Raw genomic sequence first — 23,948 nt, 5'->3', positions numbered from 1 at the left:
GCGCCCTGCCGGATAGCCTGGCGTCGCTCGGGCGCCGGTGCCCGCAGCACCAGGGGGAGGCCGGTGTCCGAGAGCACCTTGGAGGGCCTGAGCGCTCGGGCGCCGCAGGCGTCCCCGTTCGGTCACGACGCCTTGATCGTGTGCGACACCCTGGTGCGGATCTACCGGAGCGGGCCGGTCGAGGTGCAGGCCCTCCAGGGGCTCGACCTGCTGGTGGACGAGGGTGAGCTGGTCGCGGTGGTCGGCGCGTCCGGCTCCGGGAAGTCGACGCTGCTGCACGTCCTCTCCGGCATCGACCAGCCGACGGCAGGCCGCGTCCGGGTGGGGCCGTGGGACCTGATGGCGATGTCCCGCCGCGACCGGGTGGCGTACCGCCGGACCATGGTCGGGTTCGTGTGGCAGCAGGCCGCGCACAACCTGGTGCCGTACCTGACCGGCGTGCAGAACGTGCTGCTGCCGATGGCGTTCGCCGGTGTGGGACGTCGGGAGCGCCAGCGCCGGGCCGCCGAGGTGCTCGGCATGGTCGGGGTGCGGCACTGCGCCGACCGGCTGCCGCGGCAGATGTCCGGCGGTGAGCAGCAGCGCGTGGCGATTGCGGTCGCGCTGGCGAACTCCCCCCGCGTGCTGCTCGCCGACGAGCCGACCGGCGAGCTCGACACGGCGACGTCCCAGGAGGTGTTCGGGGCGCTGCGGACGGCGAACCGCGAGGCTGGGGCGACGGTGGTGGTGGTCACGCACGACCCGACCGTCAGCGACCAGGTCGCCCGCACAGTTGCCATCCGGGACGGTCGGACCAGCACCGAGGTGCTGCGGCCGGCGGCCGGGCACGACGGTGCCGCCCCGGCCGCGGCGCAGGAGTACGCGGTGATGGACCGGGCGGGACGGGTGCAGGTGCCTCGCGAGTACCGCGAGGCCCTCGCGCTGACGCACCGGGTCCGGCTGGTGCTCGAGGCGGACCACGTCAGCATGTGGCGCGGAGGCGGTTCGGGCGGGCGGCGCGGGTCGGGCTCCGACGGCGACGGGTCGGCGGGGTGACCACCGGGGCTGCTGTCGCCGTGCGCGGCGTGCGTCGGACGTTCGGTGCGGGCCGCTACGCCGTGCACGCGGTGGACGACGTGTCGTTCGACGTCGCACCCGGAGAGCTCGTGGCGCTGGTCGGCCGTTCCGGGTCGGGCAAGACGACGCTGCTCAACCTGGTCGGCGGGCTCGACAGACCCGATGCGGGATCGGTGAGCGTCGGCGGTGTGGACGTCACGGCGCTCGACGAGGCCGGCCTGGTGCGGTTGCGGCGGGACACCGTCGCCTTCGTCTTCCAGACCTTCGGTCTGATCCCGGTGCTGACGGCGGCGGAGAACGTGGGGGTCCCGCTGCGCCTGCGCGGGCTGCCGGTCGCCGACCGGGAGCGGCGCGTGCAGCTGCTGCTGCAGCTGGTCGGTCTCGCGGACCACGCCGCGCAGCGGCCCACCGAGCTGTCGGGCGGGCAGCAGCAGCGGGTGGCGATCGCCCGGGCGCTGGCCGTGTCGCCGCGGCTGCTGATCGCGGACGAGCCGACCGGGCAGCTGGACATCGAGACCGGGCTCTCCGTGATGGCGCTGATCCGGGCCGTGGTCGAGGCGGAAGGGATGACGGCGATCGTCTCCACGCACGACCCGGTGATGATCGCCCTGGCCGACCGGGCCGTGCGGCTGGTCGACGGCCGGGTCGTCGATGCGTGAACGACCGTCCCGGCACGGTGCGGTGACCGAACCGGCTGCCGACCTGGCGGTGGTCCGGCGCGTGCGGACTCCGTACCTGGTGCTGCGACGCGCCCGCGCCCAGGCGGGCCTGCTGACTTGTGTCACGGCGTTGGCCGTGGCCGGGGCGACGCTCGTGGGTCTGTGCTCCCTGCTGCTGACCGCCGCGCAGGACCAGGCGCTGGAGACCGCGGTCCGCAGCACCGCTCCCGGCTCCGTCGCCGTCACCGCAGCCGTGACGATGGCGGACGACGCGACGCGGCCGGACGTGGTGGCGTCGGCGGTGGCGCAGGTGTCGGCGACCACGGCCGCGGCGTTCCGGCCGTTCCCGACCAGCACCTCGGTGTGGGCCACGTCCACCCCGAGGTACCTGGCGCCGATGCCGGACGGCGACCTGCGTGCGACCTACCTCCTCGAGGGCGACGACCTGGCGGAGCACGCCGTCCTCACCGCCGGCACGTGGCCTGCGCAACGCGCTGCGCCTCTGCAGGTCGCGCTGCTCGACTCGACCGCACGGCTGCTCGGCGTCGCGCCCGGCTCGACCGTGGTGCTGGCCGCGGCGCCGCAGCACCTGGGCGAGGCTCCGGCCGACCCGCTGACGGTGCACGTGGTCGGGACCTTCACGCCGCGGCGCGGGGACCGGACGTGGGACCGGGACCCGCTGGGCGCGGCGGGGTACGCACCCCGGGGTGTCACTCTGCCCACCTACGGTCCGCTGGTGGTCGCGCCGGGCACCCTGGTCGGGCACTCCCCCGTCGCCCGCTTCCACGTGGTGGTGACACCCGACCTGCACGGCGCGACGGTGACCGGGATCTCCGCGGCCGGCAGCGGTCTCGACGGGCTGCGGACGGCCCTCGAGCAGGGTCTCGGTGCCCGGGCCCAGGCTCTGGCGCTGACGGACGACTACCCCGACGTGCTGCGGCGGATGCGACAGCAGCTGGGGGTCACCGATTCCGAGGTGCTGGTCGCGGCCCTGCTGGCCGCGGCGCTCGGGGCCACCGCCCTCGGTCTGGGGGGCAGGCTCCTGGCCGACAGCCGGGCCGGAGAGACGGTGCTGCTGCGCGCCCGCGGCGCCGCGGGGAGCCAGCTCGCGGCACGGGCGACGGCGGAGGCGTTCGGGTTGGCGGCGGTGGCGGCCGGCGCAGCCGTCCCGCTCTCGGTCGTCGCGTACCGGTTACTCGCGGCGGTCCCCCGGCTGGCGGACGCGGGGCTGTCGGCCGCGACCGGCGTCACGGCGACGCTGGTCGTGACGGCCGTGAGCGCAGCGGTGGCGCTGTGCGGGGTGCTGGTGGTCGGTTCGCTGCGCGCGACGCGAGCCCCCGGCCGGCGTTCTCGGGTGGGGCTGGTGGCGCGCTCCGGTGTGGACGTGATCCTGGTGGGTCTCGCGGTGGTCGGGTACCTGCAGCTGCGCGCGCACGGCGTGGCGAACGGCAGCGTGGTCGACCCCGTGCTGGTGGCGGCGCCGGTGCTGTGCCTGGTGGGCGGCGCCGTCGTGGCCCTGCGGGTGCTGCCGTGGGTGGCGCGGCTCGCCGAGCTGCACGCCTCGCGCTCACGACGGCTGGTGCTGCCGCTCGCCGGCTGGGAGGTGGCTCGTCGGCACCACTCCACGGCCGGCGCCTTCCTCCTGGTGCTCGCCACCGCCGGTGGCACGTTCGGGCTCACCTTCGCGACGACGTGGGAACGGTCGCAGGTGGAGCAGGCGGACGCCCAGGTGGGCATGCAGCTGCAGGTGGACCCCGGCGACGTCGCCGCCGGCGACGAAGGCCCTGCGCTGGCGGCCACGACCGGCGGCCTCCCGATGGCCGTGGTCCAGCGGCCGGTCGCCCTGGGCTCCCATCTCGGCCTCGACGCCACCGGGGCCGCGCCGCAGCTCGTCGCGACCGACGTCCGGCGCGGCTTCGGTGCCGCGCCACCGCCGCCCGGCACCACGTGGGACGACGTCACCGCTCGGCTCGCGACCGCACGGCCCGCTGGACCGCTGCTGGCCGGCGACGTCCCGGCGGTGCTGGAGATCACCGGGTCGACCGCCGACGGGACCCCTGTGCTGGTCACGCCGTCCCTGGTGGTGCGGGACCGCTGGGGCGGCCAGGCGGTCCGCGCGGGGGGCCAGGTCCCGCTGGACGGGCGACCGCACCCGGTGGAGGTGCCGCTCGGCGGAGCGGGCGGGCTGCCGGCGGCGGACCAGGTCCAGGTGGCCGCCCTCGACTTCGCCCTGGCACTCGGTCCGGGTGCGGCGCCGCCGCCCGGCTTCGACCAGACGACAGGCCTGACCGTCACCGTCGTGCTCCGGGGAGCGACGGCGGCCGCCGGCACGTCGGCGACCTGGTTCGGCGGGTCGCCGCCCAACGACTGGCAGATCACCCGTGGGGTCGAGGTCGGCGAGCAGGACGGTGCGGACGGCGCCGTGCTCTCGGCCACGGGGTCCGTGTCGCTCACCGGCCTGCTGTACACCCGGGGAAGCCTGCTGCTGGTGGCCGGCGAGCCTGTCGGGGAGGTACCGGCGGTGGTCAGCACGGCGCTGGCCGACGAGCTGGGCGTGGGGCCGGGTGGCCGACTGTCACTGACCGTCGACGAGGCCGTCCTCGACGCCCGCGTCGTCGGGGTGGTGCCGTATGTGCCGTCCGCCGTGGGGGCGCGCGCGGTGCTCGTGGACCGGACGACCCTCGGCCGTGCGCTGCTGGCGCTGCACGACCTCGAACCCCTGACCGACCGCTGGTGGGTCGACGGTCTGTCCGACCCGTCGGCGGCGGTGGCCGCGGTCAGGGCGGCGGGACTCGGGCAGCCGACGGCGCGCGACGACCTCACGGCGCAGCTGCGTGACGGACCGCTGCGGATGGCGTTCGTCTCGGCGATGTGGACCCTGGTGGCGGCCGCGTGCGTGCTCGCGCTGTCGGGGACGGCCGCGCACGTCGCCTCGATGATCGGCGCGCGGAACCTCGAGGTCGCCCGGCTGCTGGGGCTCGGGATGTCCCGGAGGGCCGTGCGCGCCACCTTCCTCGCCCAGCACGCCGCGGTGTGCGTGGTCGCCGTGGGCGCAGGAGCCCTGCTCGGGGCCGGTGTCACTCGCGTGCTGGGCCCCCTGCTCGTGGTCTCCAGCAGCGGGGGCCGTCCGGTGCCGGAGGCGCTGGTCGTGTGGCCGTGGACGTCCCTCGCGGTGCTCCTCGGGCTGCTCGTCGTCGGCTCCACCGGCGTGGCGGTACCCGTAGCCCGGGCCGCGGTGCGGCGGGCCAGCGCGACCCACCTGCGGATGGACGTGCAGCCGTGACGTCCGGCGAGCAGTCCCGCGGCAGGCGGGTGTGGCGCGCCTGGACCGGAGGCGGCCTCGCCGGGCTGGGACGTCGGGCTGCCCAGGACGCCTGGCCGCTCGCCGTCCTCGCCGTCGTGCTGCTGCTGACCGTCACCCTGGCCGACGCCGCCCCCCGCGAGCTCGGCCGGGTGGCGGACCGCGCCGTGCAGGTCTCGGTGGCCGCCGAGCCGTCCGCCGGCATGACCGTGTCGGCGCCGTTCGACCAGCACGTCGTCGAGGCCGTCCCCGACCCCGGCACGGCGGACCAGCTCATCGAGGACGCGGCGCACGTGCGAGGTGCACTTCCGCGGCCGCTGGCGAACGTCCTCGGTGCACCGTCGGCCGAGATCAGCACCACCGAGCTGGCCCAGGCGACACCCTCGGGTCCGGCCGTGCTGCGGCTCGCCTACCTGTGGCGTGACGGTTTCGCCGGGGTCGACTGGGTCGAGGGGCGGGCACCGGGCCCGTCGGCCGGCGGCGACCTCTCGGCGGGCCAGCCCTGGCCTGTGGAGGTGGGGCTCTCCGCTCCCGTGGCGGAGCTGACCGGGGCGCACCCCGGTGACCGCCTCGCCGTGAGCGCCCCGGACGGCCAGCCCGTCGTGATCACGGTCAGCGGCGTCTTCCGGGCGCGGGACCCAGGCGACCCGCTGTGGGCCCGGATCCGCGGGATCCTGCAGCCCTCCGTGCGGGGGGCGGGCGCGGGACGGACGGTGGCGCTCGGCGCCCTCCTCTCGGCGGCCTCGGTGCCCGACGTGCGTCTGGCGCTCGACCCGCAGGCCGTGAGCCGCGTCATCGAGTTCCCGGTGCGGCCGGAGGCGCTGCGCTTCGCCGACCTCGGCGCCGTGGCGCGCGCCGTCTCGGCGCTGCAGGCGGCTCCGACGGACCTGGGTCTGGCGGGCCCACGGCCGACGGTCTGGACGCAGCTCGACCAGGTGGTCCGGCGGGTCCAGGCGAGGGTGCTGGCAGCCGGCGCCCAGGCATCCGTGCTGCTGGTGGGGCTGCTGGCCGCGTCGGTCGGGGTGCTGGGTCTCGGCTCGTGGCTGCTGGTACGTCGCCGTGCCGCCGTCCTTCGCCGGCAGCGGGCCCGCGGCGCGTCCCTCGGCTCGACGGCTCTCGGCCTGACGCTGGAGCAGGCGGTGCTGTGCGTGCTGGCCGGCTCGACGGGGCTCGTCGCGGGGCGCCTGCTGGTGCCCGGGCCACCCTCGTGGCCGCGGGTGCTGCCCGTCCTCGTGCTGGCGCTGGCGGCGGCGCCGGTCCTCGGTGCACTGACGGTCGGCGGCCGACCGTCGCGGCGTGCCGAGGTCGAGGGCCCCGCCCTGCGCGAGCGCAGCCGCCGGCTTCGTGCCGCGGCTGGACGGACGGCGCTGCTGCTCGTCGCCGTCGCGGCGCTCGTCACGCTGCGCCGGCGCGGCCTGCCCGTCGACCCGACCGGTGCCGACCTGCTGCTCGTCCTGGGGCCGGCGCTGGGGGCGGTGGCGGCCGGGATCCTCGGGGTGCGGGTGCTCGTCGCGTTGCACCGTGTCGCGGTCCCGATCACCGCGCGGCTCCGCAGTGCCGGGCCCATGCTGGCGACGGCCGGCGGAGCAGCAGCCGGTGGTGCTGCACCGTTCGTGGCGCTCACGCTGTGCACGGCGCTCACCGCGTTCGGGGTGGTGGTCGGCGCCACGGTCACGACCGGTGAGGCCGAGGGCTCGTGGGACTCCGTCGGCGCCGACGTGCTGGTCCACACCGATGCGGACCACCCGCTCGACGCGCTGGCGGCGCAGCTCGACGGGGCCGCGGGCGTCCGAGCGGTCGCCCTCGGCCGGCTCGAGCAGAACGTGCAGGTGTTCGGCGTCGCCGGCACCGAGTGGGTCGACGTCCTCGCGGTCGACTCCCAGACGTACGACCGCCTGCTGGCTGCGACTCCCCTCCCGGAGCCGCAGGGGATGGCGGCCCTCGGCGAGGCTGCCGGCGGCCCCACCGGTCGGCCGCTGCCGGTGCTGGCGGCAGCGGCGCTGCGGGACGGCGGTTCGAGCCCGTCGCTGCTGTGGCACGGTCAGACGGTCCCGCTGCGCGCCGTCGGACCGGCGCCGGCGCTGAGCTCGGCGCTGGCCGGCACCGGCCCGCGGGCGAGCCTCGTGGTGGTCGACCGGGCGGCGCTCTCCGCCGTCGCCGGCGGCCAGGTCGACGCCGACGTGCTGTGGGCAGCCGGTCCGGGTGCCGAGGCGGCGGTCACGAGGTCCGGTGTGGATGCCGCGGCGGTCACCGGCCGCGGCGCGTGGCTCGACGAGCGGCGGCACGAGCCGCTGACGGCCGGCCTGCTGCTGCTCCTGCGGGTCGCCGTTCCGGTGCTCCTCGGCCTCGCGGCGCTCGTCGTCGTCCTGGCGACGGCAGCCGACGCCCCCCGCCGTGACCAGACCCTGGCGGTGCTGCGAGTGCTGGGCTTGGACACCCGACAGGTGCGGCGGGTGGCCGTCGGGGAGGCACTCCCGTGGACGCTGCTGGCCACCGCCTGCGGCCTCGCCACCGGGACCGCGCTCGGCGCGTTCTGCCTCGGACCGCTGGACCTCCGCCTGGTCACCGGGCAGAGCGGGGACCCCGCGCTCGTAGCGCAGGCCTGGGTGCTGGTGCTGCTGCCGGTGCTGGCCGGCGTGGCCGGGGCCGCGTCTGCGGTGCAGGTGGGGCGGGGGCGGGCCCTGGGCCAGGTGATGCGGATCGGGGTCACCTGAGCGCCTGGGCGGTCGCCGAGTTGCAGGACATTTGCCATCGACCAACGATGAACGGGTTCCCGGATGCCCGATCGGAGGTCCCAGGATGGGCCGCAGCAGCACGCACCGGCGCGGGAGCGCCGCCCCGGCAGGCGCCGGCGAGCACCTCCTCGACCGGATGCTGGCCGACGTCCGCACCGGTCGGTTCGAGCAGACGCTGGCCGCGCTCACGGCGGCCGGCGCGGCGATCACGGCCGCGGAGATCTACACCGAGCACGACTCGGCGAGCTTCGGCAACAAGATGATGTGGTGGCCGGTGGTGATCCTGCCCGCCGCGATCCCGGCCGCCGTCGCCGGCGTCTTCTCCAAGCGCGCGGCCAAGACGGTCCTGCCGCTCGCGTCGGCGGCCATCGTGGTCAACGGCCTGCAGGGCACCTACCTGCACTGGCGGGGCATCGCGCAGAAGCCCGGCGGCTGGCAGATGGCGTCCTACAACGTGGAGATGGGACCGCCGCTGTTCGCGCCTCTGCTGGCCAGCCTGGTCGGCGGCATGGGGCTGCTCGCCGCGATCCTGCGGCGCGAGGACCGGGCGTGACGGGGCCGTACCGGGCGCCGGACCAGCACGCGCTGACCCCGCAGGGTCGCGGCCGGTTCCCGGGCTTCGACGTGCTCGACGAGGTGCACCGGTGGGACACGGTGACCGCCGGGGTCGTGCTGGCGCGGCTGGCGCCACCGGTGGAGCTGTCCTTCTTCTCCCTCGCGGAGAACGCCTGCGCGGTCGCGCTGATGGACCTGCTGCTGGGGCAGGACGCCGAGCCCCGCGTCCCGGTGGTGGCGCTCATCGACGCTCGCCTGGCCGCGGACGAGACCGACGGCTGGCACTACGACGACATGCCGCGCGACCCGGACGCCTGGCGGCGCAGCCTGGCGGCGCTCGACGAGGACGCGGACGACCTGGCAGGGCGGCCCTTCGCGCAGCTGGAACGCGAGGACCAGGCCGCCCTGCTGCAGCAGGTGCAGCAGCTCGGCGGCGACGGCTCGCCGTGGCGCGGGCTCAGCGCGGACCACGTCTGGAGCCTGTGGACCCGGTACGGCTGCACCGCCTTCTACTCCCACCCGTGGGCCTGGAACGAGATGGGCTTCCCCGGACCGGCCTACCCGCGCGGCTACAAGAACCGCGGTGTCGACGCTCGGGAGCCGTTCGAGGTGGCCGACAGCTTCGACCGCGACCCCGTGCCCTTCGCCCAGCGCGTCGAGCGCGCCCGGGCACGGCACGCCGAGCTGGTGCGCCGGCGGCTCGACCGTCACGAACGGTCCGGGGACGACGAGCCGGGCGGCGGGTCGGTGGCGTGAGGGGCCCGGACTACGCCGGCATCCGCGGCCGCAACGCCTCGGCGTGGCTGCTGCCGAACGACGGCGACCGCGCGCAGCACCGGCTGCGGGACGACATGCGGCGGTACGACGAGGACGACGAGGTGGACCTCGTCGTGATCGGCGCGGGCGCCGGCGGCTCGGTGCTGACGCAACGCCTGGCCCGGGCCGGTTGGAAGGTCGTGTGCCTCGACGCCGGCCCCTTCTGGGACCCCGACCGGGACTGGGTCAGCGACGAGCGCGGTTCGCACCGGCTGTACTGGACCGAGCCCCGGCAGATCGGCGGGACCGACCCGGTGCCGCTCGGCAGCAACAACTCCGGGCGAGGCGTCGGCGGCTCGATGGTGCACTTCGCCGGCTACGTGCCGCGGTTCCACCCGTCGGACTTCCGGACCAGGACGGCCGACGGCGTGGGCGCCGACTGGCCCATCGCGTACGGCGACCTGCGCCCGTACTACGAGCAGATCGAGCAGGAGCTGCCGGTCGCCGGGCAACCCTGGCCGTGGGGCGACCCGCACGAGTACCCGCACCACGCGCACCCCGTCGGCGGCAACGGCGACGTGTTCCTGCGGGGCGCCGCCGCCGCGGGGATCGAGGCTCGCGTCGGACCAGTCGCCATCACCAACGGGCGGTTCGGCAACCGGCCGCACTGCATCTACCGCGGCTTCTGCCTGCAGGGCTGCAAGGTCGACGCGAAGGCGAGCCCCCTGATCACGCACGTGCCGGACGCCCTCGCGCACGGCGCCGAGATCCGGGCCCGGTGCCACGTCTCGAAGATCCTGGTCGACGACTCCACCGGCCTGGCGACAGGCGTCACCTACCTGCACGACGGGCTCGAGCACCGGCAGCGCGCCCGGGCGGTGGCCGTGGCCGGGTACAGCATCGAGACGCCGCGCCTGCTGCTGCTCTCCGCGAGCCGGCGGTTCCCCGACGGGCTGTGCAACGACCACGACCAGGTGGGCCGGTACCTGATGGTGCAGGGCGCACCGCAGACCGCGGGCCGGTTCGACTCCGAGGTGCGCATGTACAAGGCGCCGCCGCCGGAGGTCTCCAGCGAGGCCTTCTACGAGACCGACCCGACCAAGCCCTACAAGCGCGGTTGGTCGATCCAGACGGTCAGCCCGTTGCCGATCACGTGGTCCGAGCACGTCACCGCCCAGGGCCACTGGGGCGAGGTGCTGCGCGAGTACATGCGCGACTACGTCCACTGGTCGACCCTGGGTGCGCTGTGCGAGTTCCTCCCGCAGCCCGACAACCGGGTCACCCTGGCCGACGAGCAGGACCGGCACGGGCTGCCGGTCGCGCACTTCTCCTACAGCAGGTGCGACAACGACCGGCAGCTGATGGCCGCCGCGCAGGCGTCCATGGAGACGATCCTGCGGGCGGCCGGCGCGCAGGAGGTGATGACCGTCCAGCGGTACGCCCACCTGGTGGGTGGCGCCCGGATGGCCCGTCGGCCGGAGGACGGTGTGGTCGATGCCGACCTGCGCAGCTTCGCGGTGCCGAACCTCTACGTCACCGACGGCAGCGTGCTGCCGACGCAGGGGTCCGCCAACCCGGCGCTGACGATCATGTCGCTGGCCGCACGCGCGGCCGACCGGATGATCGCCGCCGCCCGCACGGGTCTGGTCGACGCGGAGCGGCCCCGATGACGCCGCGGATCGAGGACGTGCGCGTCGCGGCCTACCGGTTCCCGACTCCGACGCCGGAGGCCGACGGCACGTTCACCTGGGACGCCACCACGGCGGTGACCGTCCAGGTGACGGCGGACGGTCGCACCGGCCTCGGCTGGACGTACAGCTCCCCCGCCGCCGCCGCGCTGGTGGAGGCCGAGCTGGCGGACGTGGTGCGCGGCCGGGACGCGCTGGACGTCCCCGGCGCCTGGGAGGCGATGCACCGCGCCGGCCGCAACCTCGGCACGCGCGGGCTGTTCGCCCAGGCCCAGAGCGCCGTGGACATCGCCCTGTGGGACCTCAAGGCCCGCCTGGTCGACGTGCCGCTCGCCGACCTGTTCGGTCGCGTGCGCGACCGCGTGCCGGTGTACGGCTCGGGTGGCTTCACCACGTTCGACGCCGACCAGCTCGCCGAGCAGGTCGGCTGGTGGCGGTCCGTGGGGTGCCGGGCGATGAAGATCAAGATCGGCGAGTCGTGGGGGCAGCGGCGCGACCGGGACCTCGACCGGGTGCGGCAGCTGCGGTCCCTCGCCGGCGACGACGTCACGCTGATGGTCGACGCGAACGGCGGCTACTCCCCCGGCGAGGCGCGCCGGGTCGGCCTCGAGCTGGACGACCTCGGGGTGACCTGGTTCGAGGAACCGGTGACCAGCGACGACCTCCAGGGGCTCGCGCTGCTGCGCGGCGTGCTCGGGTGCGACGTCGCCGCGGGCGAGTACCTCACGGACGTCTACGACGCCGCGCGCATGGTGCCCTCGGTCGACTGCCTGCAGCTCGACGTGACCCGGTGCGGTGGCTACACCGGCTGGCTCCGCTGTGCCGGGTTGGCCGCAGCCGCCGGACTCCAGGTGTCCGGGCACTGCGCACCGTCCCTGCACGCACCGGTCGCGGCCGCCCTGCCGGCGCTGCGTCACCTCGAGTGGTTCGCCGACCACGCGCGCCTGGAGCCGCTGCTGGTCGACGGCGCGCCTCCCGTGGAGGACGGCGCGTTGGTGGTCGGCACCGGCCCCGGGCACGGGATGACGCTCCGCGAGGAGGCCGCGGAGTGGCGCGTCCGGTGACAGCCGGAGCACCGATCGCTGGCCTCTGACCACCGGCCGGTCCACCCGTTCGGCGACCACCCGCAGCGGCTCAGCTCCGACCCACGGCGCCCGCGCCGGAACCGAGCGCGAGCAGTCCTCGCACCGCCAGCTCACGCTCCGGCTCCGGGAGGGTGGCGAGCAGCCCCTGGAGCCCCGCCAGGCGCAGGTCGTCGTAGCGCTGCAGCGTCGCGCGACCGTGGGTGGTCAGCCGCAGGGCGACCTCCCGCCGGCTGTGCTCCGCGGTCGCCCGTTCCACCAGCCCGGCGACGACCAGCCGGTCGACCAGGCGGCTGGTGGTGGACGGGGTGACACCCATGCGGTCGGCGAGGTCGCCGAGGTTCGCCTGGCCCAGGTGGTCCAGGACGGTCAGGGCGCGAAGCTGGACCACGGACACGTCCCCGATGCCGTCGGCGGCCTGCAGCGCGATGCGCATCACGCCGCGAGCTGCCTCCAGGAGCCCCTCCTCGGTGGCACTGCGCACCATCGGCCCTCCCGTGCTCCGCCGGACCCCGACACTTGCACGGTAGCAACTATCGCTGCCCTGCTCGACGAGCCCGCTCAGCGCCACGCGGGGTGCGCCTGCGCCTGGGGCCTCAGCACGGTGCGGCACCAGGCGGCGAAGTCGGTGGACCCGAGCCGCGCCGCGGCCCAGTCCGCGTCGTAGATGCCTCCGGCGTGCGCCGCGAACACGTCGGTCGTGTCCCGCACCGCCCGGTCGCGGGCGCCCGCGGTGCGCATGCCGGCGGCGAGCTCCTCGAGCGTGAGGGACCGGTAGGCGACCGGCCGGCCCAGCTCTCCGCTCATCACCTCGGCCATCTGGTCGGGTGTGAGCCGGTCCGGCCCGAACAGGGGCACGTCGCCCTGACCCTGCCAGCCCCGGTCCGTCAGCAGGTCCGCCGCGGCCTCGGCGACGTCCGCCGTGGCGACCGTCGCGAAGGGCCGGTCGGCCGGCGCGGCGAGGCTGAAGACGCCGGCGCCGGAGATCGAGTCGAGCTGACCCAGCAGGTTCTCCATGTAGAACGGCATGGACAGCGCCCGGTAGGCGGCACCGGATCCCGCGAGCTCCTCGTCCATCGCGAAGGCGGCGGACAGCACGCCCGCCGGTTCCGTCCAGCCGTGGCCGGCGCTGGAGATGCCGACGACGCGCCCGGTCCCGTGCCGGCGGACCGCGTCGGCCGCGACCGTGGCATAGCGCAGGTAGTGCTCCCGCACGTCGGGGGCCGACCGGTCCGGCGGGACCAACCAGAGCAGCGCGTCGGCCCCGGGCAGCGCCTGGTCCAGCACGGCGGGCTCCGCGTGGCTGCCCGTGACGACCTCGACTTGGTCACGGACGTCGGGAGCCAGACGCCCGGGGTCGCGGACGACCACCCGGACCGGCTCGTCCTGCTCGAGGAGCCGACGGACCAGCGCACTGCCGATCTGCCCCGTGGGCGCGGTGACGACGATCATGCGACGACCTCCTGTATGCGGAACCGGAAGTCCGCTTCAGCATATGCCGCGTCGTCGCACCCCCGTCAACTACGCTCGGCAGCCATGACCACCGAGCGCCAGCCGCTGCGCGCGGACGCCCGTCGCAACCGCGAGGCGATCCTGGCTGCCGCCGCGGAGCTGCTCGGAGCTCGGGGTGACGACGCGCAGATGGAGGAGATCGCGTCGCACGCCGGTCTCGGAATCGGCACGGTGTACCGCCACTTCGCGGACAAGCGGTCGCTGGTCGCGGCGATCGTCGGCCGCCGGTTCGAGGCGGCGACCGACCTCGCCCTCGCGGCCGAGCAGCTGACCGACCCGACGGAGGCCTTCGAGCGGCTGCTCTACGGCTACCTCGAGTCCGTGGAGGCGGACTCCGCGTTCCGGCGTGCACTGCTCGGTCCGCAGGAGCCGCGGTGGGACGCCATCGCGGAGCAGAAGGTGGCGCTCGGGGACGTCGTCGAGCGGATCGTCACGCGTGCGGTCGAGGCCGGCGTGCTGCGGTCCGACTTCGACGCGGACGACTTCGTCCTGATCACGCGTGGGGCGATGGCCAACATGACCGGCGACGGCGACTGGCGCCGCCACGTGCAGCTGCAGCTCGAGGGCGTCCGCGGCGCCCCGAGCGGGTCGGCACCCGGCGCCTGACGGTCCTCGCCGGTCAGTCAGCGCGGACGTCGCGGTTCGCGGAGGGCGTCGATCGCCAGGTCGGCGAAGCGGTGCGCGGCGGCCGGGAGCCGCTCGCGACTCCCGGCAGCCAGTCCCCGACCGGCGGACAGCACCAGCACCAGGTCCTCGATGACGAAGTCCGCCCGGAGCCGTCCCGCCTCGCGGGCTCGTGCCGCCAGTCCGCCGAGCAGCCCGAGCAGCTCACGACGATGCTGCGCGAGCGCCCCCGGCGGCATGCTGGTCAGCAGCGCGTCGACGAAGGCGCGGTTCTGCACGTTGAGCACCAGCAGACCCCGCAGCGCCTCGGTGAGACCGGTCCACGGGTCCGCCTGAGCGCACCCGTCCTGGGTCGGTCGACGGGTGTGGGCCGCCACCGGGACGTCGGGGGCGTACGCCGAGCACGCGGTGGCGCACGTGGACGACGTGACGGCGCTCCCGTCGGCTCTCCCGTCGGTCGACGCGGTGACGCTGGGCAGCGCCGCGACCGTCGCGCACTTCGCGCTGGCCCATGCAGGCTTCTCCCCCGGCGACTCCGTGCTGGTGCGGGGTGCCGCGGGCAGCATCGGCATCGCGGCCGTCCAGCTGGCGGCGCGCGCGGGTGCCGGCGCCGTGGCCGTCACGACCTCGTCGACCGACCGCGGTCGCCGGCTGCGCGACCTCGGGGCCACGCACGTGCTGGACCGCTCGGGCGCGGGCGACGCCGCGGCCGACAGCGTCGACGTGCTCCTGGACGTCGTCGGCGGTGCCGACGTCCCGGTGTTCCTCGACCGGCTGTCCCCGAACGGGCGCTACGTCCTCGTCGGCGCGGCCGCCGGGTTCCCGCCGCCAGACTTCGCCGCGCCGCTGCTGCGGGCCTTCCAGCTGTCCCGCTCGTTCGCCACCTTCAGCCTCGCCACGGTGGGAGCCGGGGAGCGGAGCCAGGCCCGCGAGCAGCTGTTCCTCGCAGCCGTCCGCGGTGAGCTCGCGCCGGTGGTCCACGCCGTCCTCCCGCTCGACCAGGCAGCGGAGGCGCACCGGCAGATGGACGAGGGAACCGTCTTCGGGCGGATCGTGCTGGTCCCGTGACCAGCACTGACCGGCCCTGAGCGGCCGCCTCCCCTGCACCGCGGCGAGGATGAGGCCATGACGACGGAACCGCACCGCAGGGTCCTGCTGATCGGAGCCTCCCGTGGGCTCGGCCTCGCGCTGGCGCAGCAGTACCTGGCCCGCGGCTCGACGGTGGTCGCCACGGTGCGGGGATCGGGCCCGACCGCGCTGCACCAGGCGCTGCCAGGTGCCGGCGGCCGGCTGACCATCGAGATCGTCGACATCACCGAGCCCGACCAGGTCGACGCGCTCCGCACCCGTCTGGACGCGCGGCGGTTCGACCTGCTGCTGGTCAACGCCGGAGTGACGGACGACGAGAGCGACACCGTCGCCACCGTGAGCACGTCCGAGTTCGTCCGGCTCATGGTGACCAACGCGCTGAGCCCCATGCGGCTGGTGGAGGCGTTCCAGGACCTGGTGGAGCCGGCGGGCACCATCGCGATCATGTCCTCCGGCCAGGGCAGCGTCGCGAACAACGAGCGCGGCGGCTTCGAGATCTACCGGGCGTCCAAGGCCGCCCTGAACCAGCTGATGCGCAGCTACGCGGCCCGGCATCGCGCCGACCCACGCACCCTGCTGCTGCTGGCCCCGGGATGGGTCCGCACGGACCTCGGCGGTCCGGCCGCGCCGCTGACCGTCGAGGAGAGCATCCCGAACCTGGTCGAGACCGTGGCCGCCCAGCACGGGCGCGGCGGGCTGCAGTACCTGGACTACCTGGGGCGAACCGTCCGCTGGTAGGTCGTCGGCGGCCGGCTGCTCTCCCCACCGGGTGGCCTGCTCAACCCCGTGGCACGATGCCGTGATGTCGCGGGTCGTGTCCGTCGCACCGGTGCTCGCGGCGCACCGGCACGACCAGTCGGAGATCACCGCGGCGATCGGGCCGCTGCTGTCGCAGGACGCCGGCCGGCTCGCAGCGCTCGCACGGTTCCACGGCGCCAGCGGCGTCCGGACGCGGCACCTCGCGCTGCCGCTCGCGCGTTACGCGGAGCTGCGCGGGTTCGGCGAGGCGAACCACTTGTTCGAGACGATCGGCGCGGACCTCGCTGAGGACGCGGTCCGTCGGGCGCTGGCTGCGGCGGACCTGCACCCCGCCGACGTCGACTTCCTGCTGTTCACCACGGTCACCGGCGTCGGTGCGCCGTCGCTCGACGCCCAGCTGGTCGCGCGGCTGGGGCTGCGCCCGAACGTGCGTCGGCTGCCGTCGTTCGGCCTGGGCTGCGTGGCCGGCGCCTCGGCGGTCGCCCGCGTGCACGACTACCTGGTGGGACACCCCGACGACGTCGCGCTGGTCGTCTCGGTGGAGCTGTGCTCGCTCACCATCCAGCACGGCGACGACTCGCCCGCGAACCTGGTCTCCAGCGGCCTGTTCGGCGACGGCGCCGCCGCGGTGGTGATGCTGGGCGACCGCCGCGCGGCCGGCCGGGACGGCCTCGACGTCGTCGGCACCCGCAGCGGCGTGTACCCCGACACCGCGGGGATGCTCGGCTGGGACATCGGCGGCAGCGGGTTCCGCATCGTGCTCGGACCCGGTCTCGCCGACGTCGTCGAGGCGCACCTGCGCGCCGACGTCGAGGCCTGCCTCGAGCCGCTCGGCGCGAAGGTGGGCGATGTCGGCACGTGGATCGCGCACCCGGGCGGGCCGCGGATCCTCGACGCCGCCGAGCGCGCGCTCGGTCTGACGGACGGCACGCTGGACCGTAGCCGCCGGTCGCTCGCCGCGGTGGGCAACCTGTCGTCGTCCTCGGTGCTGCACGTCCTCGCCGACACGCTGAGAGACGCGGAGCCGTCCGCGGGGCAGCTCGCCGTCCTGTTCGCGTTCGGCCCCGGCGTCAGCGCGGAGGTCGTGGTGCTGCGCCGCCCCGAGGAGGTCTGAACCGTGTCCGTCGAGGTCTACCTGGTGGTGCTGGGCGTGGTGGCGCTCGAGCGCAGCGTCGAGCTCGTCGTCTCCACCCGGAACGCGGCCTGGTCCTTCGCCAGGGGTGGCACCGAGCATGGCCGCGGGCACTTCCCCCCGATGGTCGCGCTGCACGCCGCGCTGCTGGTCGCCTGCGCTGCCGAGGTGCTGGTGGCGCGTCGGTCGTTCGTGCCCGTTCTCGGCTGGACCGCTCTCGCGGTCGCGGTGGCGAGCCAGGCGCTGCGCTGGTGGTGCATCAGCACTCTCGGACCGCGGTGGAACACCCGGATCATCGTGGTGCCGGGCCTGCCGCTGGTCACCTCGGGCCCGTACCGGGTGCTGCGCCACCCGAACTACGTCGCGGTGGTGGCCGAGGGCGTCGCGCTGCCGCTGGTGCACAGCGCCTGGATCACCGCGGTGGCCTTCACCCTGCTGAACGCCGTGCTGCTGCTGCGGTACCGGATACCGGCCGAGGAGGCGGCCTTGCGCGAGGCGGCCCCTGCGGCCGGTCCGGACGTCGCGCACGCATGACCGCCGACCTCGACACCGACGTGATCGTCGTCGGTGGCGGACCCGTCGGGCTCGCCGCCGCGATCGAGGCGCGACTGGCCGGCTTGTCCGCGGTGGTGGTCGAACCCCGGGTCGGAGCGATCGACAAGGCGTGCGGCGAAGGGCTGATGCCCGGGACGCTGGCGGCCCTCGCGCGCCTGGGCGTCGACCCCGAGGGGCATCCGCTGACCGGCATCACGTACCGCGACGAGCAACGGCGGGCGGAGCACGCGTTCCGCGGCGGGCACGGCAGGGGCGTGCGGCGGACCGTGCTGCACGGCACCCTGCTCGCGCGCGCGGCCGCCCTGGGCGTCGATCACCGCGCAGCCCGAGTCACCGAGGTCCGGCTCGGGCCGACGAGCGTCGAGGCCGCGGGTCTGCGAGGTCGGTGGCTGCTCGGTTGCGACGGGCTGCACTCGACGGTGCGGGGCCTGGTCGGTCTGGAGGCCGGCCCACGCCGGGGCCCTACCGCGCCACCGCGCTTCGGGCTGCGTCGGCACTTCGCGGTCGCCCCGTGGACCGACCGCGTCGAGGTCCACTGGGGCGCCGACTCGGAGGCGTACGTCACGCCCGTCGGCCGCGACGAGGTCGGCGTGGCGCTGCTCGGCCCGCGCGGTGCGGACTTCGACACGGCGCTCGGGTCCTTCCCGTCCCTGCGACGCCGGCTGGACGGCGCCGTGCCCACCAGCACCGTGCGCGGTGCCGGGCCGCTGCTGCAGCGGACGAAGGCGCGCACCGCGGGCCGCGTCCGCCTGGTCGGGGACGCGTCCGGCTACGTGGACGCGCTGACCGGCGAGGGGCTGCGGGTCGGGCTGGCGCAGGCGCACGCGGCGATCGCCCACCTCGACGACCCGGCCGCCTACGAGCACGCCTGGCTCCGCGCCACACGCGACTACCGGCTGCTGACCGCCGGGCTCGTCACGTGGGCGGCCTCGCCGGCGCGCCGCGGCGTCGTCCCGGTCGCTCAAGCGGCTCCATGGCTGTTCGGCACGATCGTGGAGCGGCTCGCGCGCTGAACGCGCTCGCCTGGGCACGAGGCCCGCCAGACTGGACCTGTGGCGCGGATCGTTGCGAAGGGTGGACAGCCGCGCCGCGGCGAGCCCGGACGGCACGCCTCCACGGTGGCCGGCAGCCCGTGCCACCGGCCCTCGACCGGCCCGGGCGGGTCCGCATGAGCTTCGCGGCGCTGGCACTGATCTGTCTCGCCGGGCTGCTCGGTCCGGCGCTGGCCGCGCCGCGGCGCTGGGGAGTGCCGGTGGTGGTGGGCGAGCTGCTCGCCGGCATCCTGCTCGGGCCGATGGGAGTCGGTGCGCTGCAGGCGTCGCAGCCGACCTTCGCGTTCCTGGCCAACGTCGGGTTCGCGCTGGTGATGTTCGTGGCGGGCTCCCACGTCCCGGTGGCCGACCGGCGCCTGCGGGACGCCCTGCCGGTGGGACTCCTGCGTTTCGGGGTGGTGGTGGTCGCGGCGGTGCCGCTGGCGCTCGGCGTCGCCACGCTCACGGGGACGGGGCACGCGGCGCTGTACGCCGTCCTGATGGCGTCGTCGTCGGCGGCGGTGATCCTGCCGACCGTGCAGGACCTGCGCCTCGACGGCCCTCCCGTGCTCCGGCTGCTGCCTCAGGTCGCCGTCGCCGACGCCGCCTGCATCGTCGCGGTCCCCCTGGCCGTCGACCCGGCCGGAGCACCACGGGCGGCGCTGGGCGCCGCGGCTGTCGTCGCCACGGCGGCGGTGCTGTACGTGCTGCTGCGGGCCGCCGAACGGCGCGGCTGGCGCCACCGCCTGCACCGGGTGTCGGAGCGTCGCAAGCTCGCCCTCGAGCTGCGGAGCAACCTGACGATCCTGTTCGCCCTCGCCGCGGTCGCCCAGCTGGGCCACGTCTCCGTGATGCTCGCCGGGTTCACGTTCGGGCTGGTGGTCGCCGCCATCGGGGAGCCGCGGCGCCTGGCACGCCAGCTGTTCGCGGTGACCGAGGGCTTCCTCGGCCCCGTCTTCTTCGTCTGGCTCGGTGCGTCGCTCGACCTGCACGCGCTGGGCCGGAGGCCTGCGCTCGTCTGGCTCGGCGTCGCGCTCGGCATCGGCGCGGTGGTGGCCCACCTGGCGACCCGGGCCGTCGGGCAGCCCATGTCCCTCGGCGCCCTGGCGGCCGCGCAGCTGGGCGTCCCGGTCGCTGCCGCGACGCTGGGCACCCAGTCGGCTCTGCTCGGGCCAGGGGTACCCGCTGCACTCGTCCTCGGGGCGCTGCTCACCATCGGAGCCGCCTCCGCCGGTGCCGCCCTGGCAGCGCGGTCCCTCGGGCAGCACGACACCGGCGCCGACAGCGTCTCCGAGTCGCGTCCGGGACCCACGCAGCCCCCGACGAGCGGCTGAGCGGCACTGGGACCCTCAGAGGCGCCCGGTCAGGCCCTGCAGCGCGAGGCTGCTGCTCGCGACGGCCAGCCACAGCGCGCCTCCCAGCGCGAGGGGCCGCCAGCCCGCCCGGCGCAGACCCTCGACCGGCGTCAGCAGCCCGACGCCGGCGAGGGCGACGGCCGTCAGTAGCCGTGCGGTCCACGCCAGCCCCGGCTGCCAGGTCGTCGGCACGGCGTGCGCCGAGTTCACGGCGGCGGCGACGAGGAACAGGACCAGGAAGGGGGGCACCAGCCTCGTCCAGCGCACCGTCGGCCCGCGCTGCCCCGCCGCCCCGGCGGCGGCACGGGCACGTCGGTGGGCCCCCACGGCCAGGGTGAGGGTGATCGGCACGATCATCAGCGTCCGCGTCAGCTTGACCACCACCGCGGTCGCCAGTGCGCTGGCGCCGAACACCGTTCCGGCGGCGACCACGGAGGACGCGTCGTTGACCGCCGTGCCTGCCCACAGTCCGAACGCCGCCTGGGACAGCCCGAGCAGGTGGCCGACCACGGGGAAGAGCACCGCCGCCAGGGCGTTGAACAGGAAGATGGTGGTGACGGAGGTGGCGACGGCCACCTCGGACGCGCCGATGACGGCGCTGGTCGCGGCGATGGCGGAGGCCCCGCATATCGCGGTACCCACCCCGACGAGCGTGCGCGTCTCCCGGTCCAGCCCCAGGCGCCGGCCGAGCACCGCCGCTCCGGCCAGCCCGACCGCCAGCGTGCCGAGCATCACGGGCAGCGCCGACCGCCCGGTCGCCAGCACCTGGCTCAGCGACAGCCCGAGGCCCAGCAGGACCACGGCTGCTTGCAGCACCTGCTTCGACGCGATCCGCGCACCCGTGTCCAGGTTTACCGACCACGGCGCGCGCCGCAGCAGCAGCTCACGGCACAGCACACCGAGGACGATGCCGACCACCGGTCCGCCGACGACCGGCACCAGGATGCCGACCCACGTCGCCGCCGCCCCCAGCAGCACGGCGACGGCGAGGCCGGGTCCGGCGGTACGGACGGAGCGTGCAGGAGGGGTGGGCAGCGGCGGTGCGTCCGTCTCAGATGTCGTCACCCCATCAGGGTGGCGCCGGGCGCGGGGAGCCGCTAGCAGGCTGTTCGCGATGCCGTCATAGGCTATGGCTATGACCCGGTTACCCGACGCGCTGCCCGACCTGCGCGGTCTCGCACTGCTGGTCGCCGTGGCGGACACGGGTGGCATCGGCGCCGCGGCGCGCGCGAGCGGCATCAGCCAGCCCTCCGCCAGCGAGGGTGTCCGGGCCCTCGAGCGCCGCCTGGGCCTGGCGCTCGTCCGCCGTGGACGCTCGGGCTCGGGGCTGACCGACGAGGGACGGCTGGTCGTCGAGCTGGCTCGCCGTGTCCTCACCGCGACGACCGACCTGACGGATGCGGCCCGGGCCCTGCGGCGTGAGCAGGACTCCCACCTCACCGTGTGCGCGAGCCTGACGGTGGCGGAGCACCTGGTGCCGCAGTGGCTGGTGCGGATGTCCCGCGAGGCGCCCGAGATCAGCATCGCGGTGCGGATGGCCAACTCGGCGGGCGTGGCCGAGCAGGTGCGCTCGGGCGCCGTGGCACTGGGCTTCGTCGAGGGTGCGTCCGCTCCTCGTGGTCTGCGCAGCACGACGATCTGCACGGACGAGCTGATGCTGCTGGTGCGTGCGGCGCACCCGTGGGCCGGCCGCGGCGCGCCGCTGCAGCCGCGGGACCTCGCGGGCGTGCCGCTCGCGCTGCGCGAGCCGGGGTCGGGCACGCGGGACGTCCTGGAGCGCTGGCTCGCACAGGACGGCGTGACGCCGACCGCCGCGGTGGAGGTCGCCTCGACCACGGCCCTGGTCGCAGCGGCGCTGTCCGGCGTCGCGCCGACCGTGATCTCGGGCCTCGCCGTGCAGACCGAGCTCGCCCAGGGGCGGCTGGTCCCGGTCCCGCTCGCCACCGGGGAGCAACCCCGACGGTCCGACGGCGGTCCGCTGCGCCGACGGATCCGAGCCGTGTGGCAGGGCCCGGGAGCGCCCGGTGCGGCGGCGACCCGGCTGCTCGAGGTGATCCTGGATCGCTGAGCGCGCTACAGCTCGAGGTTCGCGCCCATCACCACGGTGCGCTCGGGCGGCAGGTGGAACACCTCCGTGCGGTTGGCGGCGTTGTGCGCCATCCAGACGAACAGCCGCTCGCGCCAGCCCGTCATGCGCGGCGCCCCGGTGGCGTGCACGGTGAGCACCGACAGGAAGTAGTGGGCGTCGGCGATGTCGACGTCCAGCTCGGGCGACTTCCCGATCGCCAGCGCCAGCCCGCGCGGGATGTCCTGGCTGTCGTTGAAGCCGACGTGGATGGTCACGTGCACGATGCCGTCGTCGCCGTGGCCGAGGTCGTCGATCTCCACGCGGTCGACGTGCCGGATGTGCGGCACGTTCTCGTTGACGATCTGCACGATCGCGACGTGCTCGTGCAGCACTCGGTTGAACGTGACGTGGGACCGCAGCGCCAGCGGGGTCGTGGACTTGTTCGGGTGCGGGAACACGGCGAACCCGGGCACGCGCCGGACGTCCTTCTCCCGCACCATGGCGACGAACTCGTCGAGCGGTCCCTCGAGGCGCGACCGCTGCGCCGTCAGCGTGGCGGCGCCCTTGCGCCAGGTGGTCATCAGCGTGACGACGATCCCGGCGATCAGCAGCGGCAGCCAGCCGCCGCTGACGATCTTCAGCAGGTTCGCGCCGAAGAACAGCACCTCGAGCCCGCCGACGACGACGCTGTAGGCGACCACCTTCCACAGCGCCCAGTGCCACACGCGCTTGGCGAGCAGCAGGTACAGCAGCGAGGTGAGGAACAGGGTGCCGGTGACCGCCAGGCCGTACGCGGTGGCCAGCCGGCCCGAGCTGCGGAACACCGCGATCAGCACCAGGACGCCGAAGAAGAGGATCCAGTTGATCGCCGGCACGTAGATCTGGCCACCCTCCTCCTTGGAGGTGTGCCGCACTGCGAGCCGCGGGAACAGGCCGAGCCGCACCGCCTGCCGGGACACCGAGTAGGCGCCCGAGATCACTGCCTGGGACGCGATGACGGTGGCCAGGGTCGCCAGGACGACCAGCGGGAGGGTGGCCCACGTCGGGGCGAGCCGGAAGAACGGGTTCGCCGTGGTGCTCGGGTCGCGCAGGATCATCGCGCCCTGGCCGAAGTAGTTCAGCACCAGCGCCGGGAACACCACCAGGTACCAGGCCCGCCGGATCGCGTGCGGTCCGAAGTGGCCCATGTCCGCGTACAGCGCCTCGGCGCCCGTGATGGTGAGCACCACCGCGCCGAGGGCGATGAACGCGACGAACGGCCGGTGCACGGCGAACGTGAGCGCGTAGGTGGGCGACAGCGCGCGCAGCACGGTCGGGTTCTGCACGATCTGCGGCACGCCGAGCAGGGCCAGCACGCCGAACCACAGGACCATGACGGGCGCGAACGCCCGGCTCACGGCGCCGGTCCCCCACCGCTGGACCGTGAACAGCACGGTGAGGATCACCACGGAGACGGGCAGCACCAGCCGGGCCAGCCCAGGGTCCGACACCACGACGCCCTCGACCGCGGACATGACGGAGATGGCCGGCGTGATCACGCTGTCGCCGTAGAACAGCGCCGCGCCGAGGATGCCCAGCAGCGTCGCCGCGGCGAGCCGCCGGGGGTCGCCCAGCCGGTCCCGCAGCAGCGCGACCAGGGCGAGGATGCCGCCCTCCCCCTCGTTGTCGGCCCGCAGGATCAGCGCGACGTACTTCACCGAGACGATGACCGCGATGGACCAGAACACCATCGACACCACGCCCAGCACGTCACCGGGAGTGGGCTGCACGTCGTTGTGGTCGATGCTGAACACCGTCTGCAGCGCGTACAGCGGGCTCGTGCCGATGTCGCCGAACACCACTCCGAGCGCGCCGAGGGCGAGCGCCGTGGCGCCCGCGCGGTGCGAGCCGTGAGGCCCGGGCGGCGTCGTCGCCGCTGCAGGTGCCGGTGTGCTGCTCTCCGGCTCGGCCGCACCGACCGGCATCTCCGCGTTGGTCACCCCGGCATCGTG

The 23,948-nt window shown here is 75.2% G+C and carries 21 protein-coding genes; 16 read left to right on the top strand and 5 right to left on the bottom strand.

What is annotated here, in order from left to right; translation table 11 throughout:
- The first annotated feature begins 63 nt into the window (after nucleotides 1-63).
- From N0B34_RS07215 to N0B34_RS07180, 8 genes are all read left to right on the top strand, one after another.
- A complete protein-coding gene (locus N0B34_RS07215) occupies nucleotides 64-1,035 on the top strand; it encodes an ABC transporter ATP-binding protein (RefSeq protein WP_263730659.1) in 972 nt (323 codons plus the stop codon).
- On the top strand, nucleotides 1,032-1,715 hold the full coding sequence (locus tag N0B34_RS07210; protein ID WP_263730658.1) for an ABC transporter ATP-binding protein: 684 nt from the start codon (nucleotides 1,032-1,034) through the stop codon (nucleotides 1,713-1,715). Before N0B34_RS07215 ends, N0B34_RS07210 begins: the two co-directional genes overlap by 4 nt.
- On the top strand, nucleotides 1,708-4,998 hold the full coding sequence (locus N0B34_RS07205; RefSeq protein ID WP_263730657.1) for an FtsX-like permease family protein: 3,291 nt from the start codon (nucleotides 1,708-1,710) through the stop codon (nucleotides 4,996-4,998). The genes N0B34_RS07210 and N0B34_RS07205 overlap by 8 nt, the downstream gene beginning before the upstream one ends.
- On the top strand, nucleotides 4,995-7,730 hold the full coding sequence (locus tag N0B34_RS07200) for an FtsX-like permease family protein (protein WP_263730656.1): 2,736 nt from the start codon (nucleotides 4,995-4,997) through the stop codon (nucleotides 7,728-7,730). Before N0B34_RS07205 ends, N0B34_RS07200 begins: the two co-directional genes overlap by 4 nt.
- Nucleotides 7,731-7,815: 85 nt before the next feature.
- Nucleotides 7,816-8,304 (top strand): hypothetical protein, encoded by a 489-nt coding sequence (locus N0B34_RS07195; protein WP_263730655.1) that lies wholly within the window; start codon nucleotides 7,816-7,818, stop codon nucleotides 8,302-8,304.
- Complete coding sequence (locus tag N0B34_RS07190; RefSeq protein WP_263730654.1) at nucleotides 8,301-9,062, top strand: gluconate 2-dehydrogenase subunit 3 family protein; 762 nt, start codon at nucleotides 8,301-8,303, stop codon at nucleotides 9,060-9,062. Before N0B34_RS07195 ends, N0B34_RS07190 begins: the two co-directional genes overlap by 4 nt.
- Nucleotides 9,059-10,732, top strand: coding sequence for a GMC family oxidoreductase (locus N0B34_RS07185; protein WP_263730653.1), 1,674 nt, complete (start codon nucleotides 9,059-9,061; stop codon nucleotides 10,730-10,732). Before N0B34_RS07190 ends, N0B34_RS07185 begins: the two co-directional genes overlap by 4 nt.
- Nucleotides 10,729-11,814, top strand: a complete 1,086-nt coding sequence (locus tag N0B34_RS07180) for an enolase C-terminal domain-like protein (protein WP_263730652.1) — start codon at nucleotides 10,729-10,731, stop codon at nucleotides 11,812-11,814. The genes N0B34_RS07185 and N0B34_RS07180 overlap by 4 nt, the downstream gene beginning before the upstream one ends.
- Before the next feature lie 70 nt (nucleotides 11,815-11,884).
- Here the strand turns inward: N0B34_RS07180 and N0B34_RS07175 are convergent, their stop codons facing one another.
- Complete coding sequence (locus N0B34_RS07175; protein WP_263730651.1) at nucleotides 11,885-12,319, bottom strand: MarR family winged helix-turn-helix transcriptional regulator; 435 nt, start codon at nucleotides 12,317-12,319, stop codon at nucleotides 11,885-11,887.
- Between the two features lie 74 nt (nucleotides 12,320-12,393).
- Nucleotides 12,394-13,284, bottom strand: a complete 891-nt coding sequence (locus N0B34_RS07170) for an NAD(P)H-binding protein (protein WP_263730650.1) — start codon at nucleotides 13,282-13,284, stop codon at nucleotides 12,394-12,396.
- 84 nt (nucleotides 13,285-13,368) lie between these two features.
- Here N0B34_RS07170 and N0B34_RS07165 point away from each other — a divergent pair, with 84 nt between their 5' ends.
- Nucleotides 13,369-13,950 carry a TetR/AcrR family transcriptional regulator gene (locus N0B34_RS07165; RefSeq protein WP_263730649.1) on the top strand — a complete coding sequence of 194 codons (582 nt, stop codon included), beginning with the start codon at nucleotides 13,369-13,371 and terminating at the stop codon, nucleotides 13,948-13,950.
- Between the two features lie 17 nt (nucleotides 13,951-13,967).
- Here the strand turns inward: N0B34_RS07165 and N0B34_RS07160 are convergent, their stop codons facing one another.
- Entirely contained in the window at nucleotides 13,968-14,345 is a 378-nt protein-coding gene (locus tag N0B34_RS07160; protein WP_263730648.1) for a hypothetical protein, read from the bottom strand.
- Between N0B34_RS07160 and N0B34_RS07155 the strand changes: the two genes are divergently transcribed.
- From N0B34_RS07155 to N0B34_RS07130, 6 genes are all read left to right on the top strand, one after another.
- Nucleotides 14,332-15,036 (top strand): zinc-binding dehydrogenase, encoded by a 705-nt coding sequence (locus tag N0B34_RS07155; protein ID WP_263730647.1) that lies wholly within the window; start codon nucleotides 14,332-14,334, stop codon nucleotides 15,034-15,036. The two genes, N0B34_RS07160 and N0B34_RS07155, sit on opposite strands and share 14 nt — an antisense overlap.
- 57 nt (nucleotides 15,037-15,093) lie before the next feature.
- Nucleotides 15,094-15,795 (top strand): SDR family NAD(P)-dependent oxidoreductase, encoded by a 702-nt coding sequence (locus tag N0B34_RS07150; protein WP_263730646.1) that lies wholly within the window; start codon nucleotides 15,094-15,096, stop codon nucleotides 15,793-15,795.
- Between the two features lie 64 nt (nucleotides 15,796-15,859).
- Nucleotides 15,860-16,930: a type III polyketide synthase gene (locus N0B34_RS07145; protein WP_263730645.1), complete on the top strand. Its 1,071-nt coding sequence runs from the start codon at nucleotides 15,860-15,862 to the stop codon at nucleotides 16,928-16,930.
- A gap of 3 nt (nucleotides 16,931-16,933) precedes the next feature.
- Nucleotides 16,934-17,482 carry an isoprenylcysteine carboxyl methyltransferase family protein gene (locus tag N0B34_RS07140; protein WP_263730644.1) on the top strand — a complete coding sequence of 183 codons (549 nt, stop codon included), beginning with the start codon at nucleotides 16,934-16,936 and terminating at the stop codon, nucleotides 17,480-17,482.
- A complete protein-coding gene (locus tag N0B34_RS07135) occupies nucleotides 17,479-18,516 on the top strand; it encodes an NAD(P)/FAD-dependent oxidoreductase (RefSeq protein WP_263730643.1) in 1,038 nt (345 codons plus the stop codon). Before N0B34_RS07140 ends, N0B34_RS07135 begins: the two co-directional genes overlap by 4 nt.
- Before the next feature lie 155 nt (nucleotides 18,517-18,671).
- Nucleotides 18,672-19,868 carry a cation:proton antiporter gene (locus tag N0B34_RS07130; RefSeq protein WP_263730642.1) on the top strand — a complete coding sequence of 399 codons (1,197 nt, stop codon included), beginning with the start codon at nucleotides 18,672-18,674 and terminating at the stop codon, nucleotides 19,866-19,868.
- Between the two features lie 15 nt (nucleotides 19,869-19,883).
- Here N0B34_RS07130 and N0B34_RS07125 read toward each other — a convergent pair whose 3' ends face one another.
- Nucleotides 19,884-20,954, bottom strand: a complete 1,071-nt coding sequence (locus tag N0B34_RS07125; protein WP_263730641.1) for a YeiH family protein — start codon at nucleotides 20,952-20,954, stop codon at nucleotides 19,884-19,886.
- A 70-nt stretch (nucleotides 20,955-21,024) separates the two neighbouring features.
- Here N0B34_RS07125 and N0B34_RS07120 point away from each other — a divergent pair, with 70 nt between their 5' ends.
- Nucleotides 21,025-21,957 carry a LysR family transcriptional regulator gene (locus tag N0B34_RS07120; RefSeq protein WP_263730640.1) on the top strand — a complete coding sequence of 311 codons (933 nt, stop codon included), beginning with the start codon at nucleotides 21,025-21,027 and terminating at the stop codon, nucleotides 21,955-21,957.
- A gap of 5 nt (nucleotides 21,958-21,962) precedes the next feature.
- Here N0B34_RS07120 and N0B34_RS07115 read toward each other — a convergent pair whose 3' ends face one another.
- A complete protein-coding gene (locus N0B34_RS07115; RefSeq protein ID WP_263730639.1) occupies nucleotides 21,963-23,936 on the bottom strand; it encodes a potassium transporter Kup in 1,974 nt (657 codons plus the stop codon).
- Nucleotides 23,937-23,948: the final 12 nt, after the last annotated feature.

It is taken from the genome of Cellulomonas sp. SG140 (genome assembly GCF_025770785.1).
GTDB lineage: Bacteria > Actinomycetota > Actinomycetes > Actinomycetales > Cellulomonadaceae > Cellulomonas.
Note: the sequence above shows the minus strand (reverse complement) of the source record. Positions and strands in the feature narration are given on the sequence as shown.

Bases quoted from the DNA above. Each gene is read 5' to 3' on its own strand.
- N0B34_RS07205 (WP_263730657.1), top strand. From the start codon at position 1,708: ATGCGTGAACGACCGTCCCGGCACGGTGCGGTGACCGAACCGGCTGCC.
- N0B34_RS07195 (WP_263730655.1), top strand. From the start codon at position 7,816: ATGGGCCGCAGCAGCACGCACCGGCGCGGGAGCGCCGCCCCGGCAGGC.
- N0B34_RS07180 (WP_263730652.1), top strand. From the start codon at position 10,729: ATGACGCCGCGGATCGAGGACGTGCGCGTCGCGGCCTACCGGTTCCCG.
- N0B34_RS07175 (WP_263730651.1), bottom strand. From the start codon at position 12,319: ATGGTGCGCAGTGCCACCGAGGAGGGGCTCCTGGAGGCAGCTCGCGGC.
- N0B34_RS07170 (WP_263730650.1), bottom strand. From the start codon at position 13,284: ATGATCGTCGTCACCGCGCCCACGGGGCAGATCGGCAGTGCGCTGGTC.
- N0B34_RS07165 (WP_263730649.1), top strand. From the start codon at position 13,369: ATGACCACCGAGCGCCAGCCGCTGCGCGCGGACGCCCGTCGCAACCGC.
- N0B34_RS07150 (WP_263730646.1), top strand. From the start codon at position 15,094: ATGACGACGGAACCGCACCGCAGGGTCCTGCTGATCGGAGCCTCCCGT.
- N0B34_RS07145 (WP_263730645.1), top strand. From the start codon at position 15,860: ATGTCGCGGGTCGTGTCCGTCGCACCGGTGCTCGCGGCGCACCGGCAC.
- N0B34_RS07135 (WP_263730643.1), top strand. From the start codon at position 17,479: ATGACCGCCGACCTCGACACCGACGTGATCGTCGTCGGTGGCGGACCC.
- N0B34_RS07130 (WP_263730642.1), top strand. From the start codon at position 18,672: ATGAGCTTCGCGGCGCTGGCACTGATCTGTCTCGCCGGGCTGCTCGGT.
- N0B34_RS07120 (WP_263730640.1), top strand. From the start codon at position 21,025: ATGACCCGGTTACCCGACGCGCTGCCCGACCTGCGCGGTCTCGCACTG.